Source organism: uncultured Methylobacterium sp. (genome assembly GCF_964242245.1).
GTDB lineage: Bacteria > Pseudomonadota > Alphaproteobacteria > Rhizobiales > Beijerinckiaceae > Methylobacterium.
This window is the reverse complement of record NZ_CAXTBY010000195.1, coordinates 1-3,731: the sequence shown is the minus strand read 5'-3', so window position 1 is coordinate 3,731 and position 3,731 is coordinate 1. Positions and strand designations below refer to the sequence as shown.

Below are 3,731 nucleotides of genomic sequence, written 5' to 3'. Positions count from 1 at the left end.
GTGATCGGCCGCGACGTGAACCTCGCGAGCCGCATCGCCCGGCTCAACCGCACGCTGGGCGAGCCGCTCCTGATGTCCAAGCCCTTCGTCGACTTCCTGTGGGGCGATCCGGTGCCGCTGGGCGAGCACCTCCTCGATGGGTTCCGGGAGCCGATGATGGTGTATCGCCCGCGGCCCAAGCCCCAGCGCCCGCGGGCGTGACGCGGCCTTGACCCCCGCGACCCTCGGGTCCACATCAGGCACGTTCCAGGGAGATCCCCGGCAAGGGGCTGAGACACCGCTGGCACGTCCGTCGAGGACCTGCGGCGCGGAAATCCTTCGAACCTGATCCGGTTCACACCGGCGTAGGGATTGGACCGCGGGCACCGTCTTGGGGACGAAGCCCCTGCTTCTCGAAGGAAGCCGAAGGCCCGGTCCCCGCGATCCCGCGCGGAGGTTTGCTTGGGTCCCTATCCCTCGTCCCCTATCGGAGCGCGCCGGACCGGCGATGCCGCCCACCCGGCAACCGGCCTGCCCGCGCGCGCGGACGTCGCGATCGTCGGCGCGGGCGTGATCGGGCTCGCGATCGCGTGGCGCGTGGCGCAGGCCGGGCGGTCCGTCGCCGTGATCGAGCGGGGCGCGATCGGGTCGGGCGCGAGTCTGGCCGCCACCGGCATGCTCGCGCCCGCCGCCGAGCACGAGCCGGGCTCGGACCCGCTGCTGCCGCTGGCCCTCGACTCGCTGCGCCGCTGGCCGGGATTCCGCGACGAACTTCAGGCCGCATCAGGCCTCGACATCGATTACCGCGCGGACGGCACGCTGGTGCTCGCGCTCGGCCGCGACGAGGTCGAGCGCCTGCGCTTCCGCCACGACCTTCAGCGCCGCTCGGGGCTCACGGCCGAGTGGATCACAGGCACCGAGGTGCGCCGCCGCGAGCCGGCGCTCCGCCCGTCCGTCACCGCCGGCGTGTTCTGCCCGCTGGACCATCAGGTCGATCCGCGCCTCGTGATGGCGGCGCTGGTGCGCGCCTGCCGCGCGGCAGGCGTCGCCCTCGTCGAGAACAGCCCGGTCACCGGGCTCGACCGGACGGGAGGCCGCGTGTCGGGCCTGCGCACCGCGGAGGGCGCCATCGCGGCCGAAACCGTGATCCTCGCAGCCGGCGCGTGGAGCGGGGAGGGCGGCCTGCTTCCCGAATCCCTCGCGCTGCCGGTGCGTCCGCTGAAGGGGCAGTCCCTGGCGCTGCGGACCACCCGGCAGACCGGCACGCTCACGCACATGGTGTGGACCGAGCAGGTCCACATGGCGCCCAAGGGCGACGGGCACCTCATCGTCGGCGCGACGGTGGAGGAGCGCGGCTTCCAGGCCGGCGTCACCGCGGGCGGGCTCTACGCCCTGCTGGAGGGCGCCCGCCGGGTGCTGCCCGGCATCGAGGAGATGGAGGTCGAGGCGGTCTGGAGCGGCTTTCGCCCGACCTCGGACGACGACGCGCCGATCCTCGGGGCGATCGCCCCCGGCCTCGTCGCGGCGACCGGCCACCACCGCAACGGCTACCTGCTGGCGCCGGTGACGGCGGACGCCATCGCCGCGCTGGTGACGACGGGCGCGATGCCGGCCGTCGCGCGGGATTTCTCGCGTTCGCGCTTCGCGCACGCGTCGAGGGCGTCCGCATGAGGCTCACCGTCAACGGGCAGGCGCGCGACACCGATGCGTCCGACGTGGCAGCGCTGTTTGCCCGCGAGGCCGAGGAGGCCGGCATCGCGGGTCCGCAGGGGATCGCCATCGCGCTGAACGGCCGCGTGATCCGGCGCCGGGACTGGGAAGCGACCGCGATCCGGGACGGCGACCGCGTCGAGATCGTGCGCGCCATGCAGGGAGGCTAGAGGATGAACGCCGCCGACACCGTCACGCCGCTGCGCCCGGAAGCCGACGATCCCTTCGTCGTCGCCGGCGTGACCCTGTCCTCGCGCCTGCTCATCGGCACGGCGGGCTACCCGACGCAAGTCGTCATGCGCGACGCGGTGGCCGCCTCGGGCGCGGAAATCGCCACCGCCTCGATCCGCCGGGTCTCGCTTCAGGGCCACGGCTCGGACACCGTGAAGATCCTCAAAGGCCGCCGGTTCCTGCCGAACACCGCCGGCTGCGAGACGGCGCGCGACGCGATCATGACGGCCGAACTCGCCCGCGAGGCGCTCGACACCAACTGGATCAAGGTCGAGGTGATCGGCGACCGCGAGACGCTCTACCCGGACGTCGCCGAACTGCTGGAGGCGTGCCGCCGCCTCGTCGAGGACGGCTTCGTGGTGCTGCCCTACTGCAACGACGATCCCGTCGTCTGCCAGCGGCTCGCCGACATCGGCTGCGCCGCGGTGATGCCGATGGGCTCGCTGATCGGCTCCGGCCTGGGCATCGCCAACCCCGCCAACCTCGAACTGATCTGCCGCCGATCGAGCGTACCGGTGATCGTCGATGCCGGCATCGGCACGGCGTCCGACGCGGTGATCGCGATGGAACTCGGGGCGGATGCCTGCCTGATCAACACCGCGGTCGCCAAGGCCGGCGATCCCGTGCGCATGGCCCGCGCGATGCGCGGCGCCGTTCAGGCCGGCCGCGACGCGCACCTGGCCGGCCGCATCCCGCGGCGCGGACGGGCCGAGCCGTCGAGTCCGCAGCTCGGCCTTGTGGGCTCGTAACCCGCTCCCCGCGCCGCTCTTGGCGGTGACGGACCGGCACGGCCATCCGCGGCCGCCTGTCGACACCGTCCGCGCCGTGCTCGATGGCGGCGGCCGCTGGATCTGGTTGCGCGACCGCGATCTTCAGGCCGCGGAACGGCGTGCCCTGGCCGAGGCGCTCCTGCCCATCGTCCGGGGGTGCGGAGGCACGCTGACCGTCGGTGGGGACGCGGACTTGGCCGCCGCCGTGGGCGCCGACGGCGTGCATCTCGGCGGCCGTGCCGGCCTCGCAACGATCCGCGCGGCCCGACGCCTGCTCGGGCCGTGCGCCCTGATCGGCGTGTCGACCCATGCGGCGGCGGGCGTCGCGGCGGCGGCCGCTGCCGGTGCCGACTACGTCACCCTCAGCCCCATCTTCGAGACCGCGAGCAAGCCGGGTTACGGACCGGCGCTCGGTCCCGGCGTCCTCCACGAAGCGTGCCGCGCGGGTATCCCGGTGATCGCCCTCGGTGGCCTGACGCCGGCGTCTGTCCCGGCCTGCCGCGCGGGCGGTGCGGCCGGGGTGGCGATCATGGGCGGTCTGATGCGGGCTCAGGACCCGGCCCTGGCCGTCAGGCACTACCTCGCCGCGTGGAGCGGTCTCCCCTGATCGGGGGAACGTCGATCGGACGAAGGGCCGCCGCGCAGGCGACACGGGCCCGCGTCGATCACTTTGCCGGAGGTCCGTAGGGCGGGCGCGGGATCGCGCGGTGGGCCGCGCGGAGCGCCGCCGACCAGCGCTCGCGCAGATCGTGAAAGTAGCCCTCGCCGGCCTCGATCCGGTGGTTCACTTCGAGGGTGAGGGCGCCGCGGCGGCCCACCGCGATGTCGATCGGCAGGCCGACGCCGAGGTTCGAGCGCATGGTCGAGTCCATCGAGACGAGCCCGACCTTCAGCGCGTCGTAGAGGTCGGTCTCGAACTTCACGGCGCGGTCGAGGATCGGCTTGCCGTACTTGTGCTCGCCGATCTGCAGGAACGGCGCGTCGGTGCTGCACTCGATGAAGTTGCCGGCCGAGTAGATCAGGAACAGCCGCATCGGCTCG

Annotated in this window: 4 protein-coding genes, 2 pseudogenes and 1 riboswitch; of the genes and pseudogenes, 5 read left to right on the top strand and 1 reads right to left on the bottom strand. The window is 73.5% G+C overall.

The annotated features are described in order from the left end of the window. The 5 genes and pseudogenes from ACFE8Y_RS21165 to ACFE8Y_RS21145 form a co-directional block, all read left to right on the top strand. A pseudogene (locus tag ACFE8Y_RS21165) lies at window positions 1-201 on the top strand (adenylate/guanylate cyclase domain-containing protein); the annotation flags it as partial. A gap of 38 nt (window positions 202-239) precedes the next feature. Further along, window positions 240-369, top strand: a riboswitch (TPP riboswitch). A gap of 72 nt (window positions 370-441) precedes the next feature. Next, window positions 442-1,650 carry a glycine oxidase ThiO gene (gene thiO, locus ACFE8Y_RS21160; RefSeq protein ID WP_375466334.1) on the top strand — a complete coding sequence of 403 codons (1,209 nt, stop codon included), beginning with the start codon at window positions 442-444 and terminating at the stop codon, window positions 1,648-1,650. Next, a complete protein-coding gene (thiS, locus tag ACFE8Y_RS21155; RefSeq protein ID WP_375466333.1) occupies window positions 1,647-1,859 on the top strand; it encodes a sulfur carrier protein ThiS in 213 nt (70 codons plus the stop codon). Before thiO ends, thiS begins: the two co-directional genes overlap by 4 nt. A gap of 3 nt (window positions 1,860-1,862) precedes the next feature. Further along, a complete protein-coding gene (locus ACFE8Y_RS21150; RefSeq protein WP_375466332.1) occupies window positions 1,863-2,669 on the top strand; it encodes a thiazole synthase in 807 nt (268 codons plus the stop codon). 25 nt (window positions 2,670-2,694) lie between these two features. Next, window positions 2,695-3,297, top strand: a complete 603-nt coding sequence (locus ACFE8Y_RS21145; RefSeq protein ID WP_375466331.1) for a thiamine phosphate synthase — start codon at window positions 2,695-2,697, stop codon at window positions 3,295-3,297. A 58-nt stretch (window positions 3,298-3,355) separates the two neighbouring features. On the opposite strand, the pseudogene ACFE8Y_RS21140 reads toward ACFE8Y_RS21145, so the two are convergent. Continuing rightward, window positions 3,356-3,731: pseudogene (locus tag ACFE8Y_RS21140) on the bottom strand (peptidase); the annotation flags it as partial.

Coding starts and splice junctions, on each gene's coding strand:
- thiS (WP_375466333.1), top strand. CDS start 1,647: ATGAGGCTCACCGTCAACGGGCAGGCGCGCGACACCGATGCGTCCGAC.
- ACFE8Y_RS21150 (WP_375466332.1), top strand. CDS start 1,863: ATGAACGCCGCCGACACCGTCACGCCGCTGCGCCCGGAAGCCGACGAT.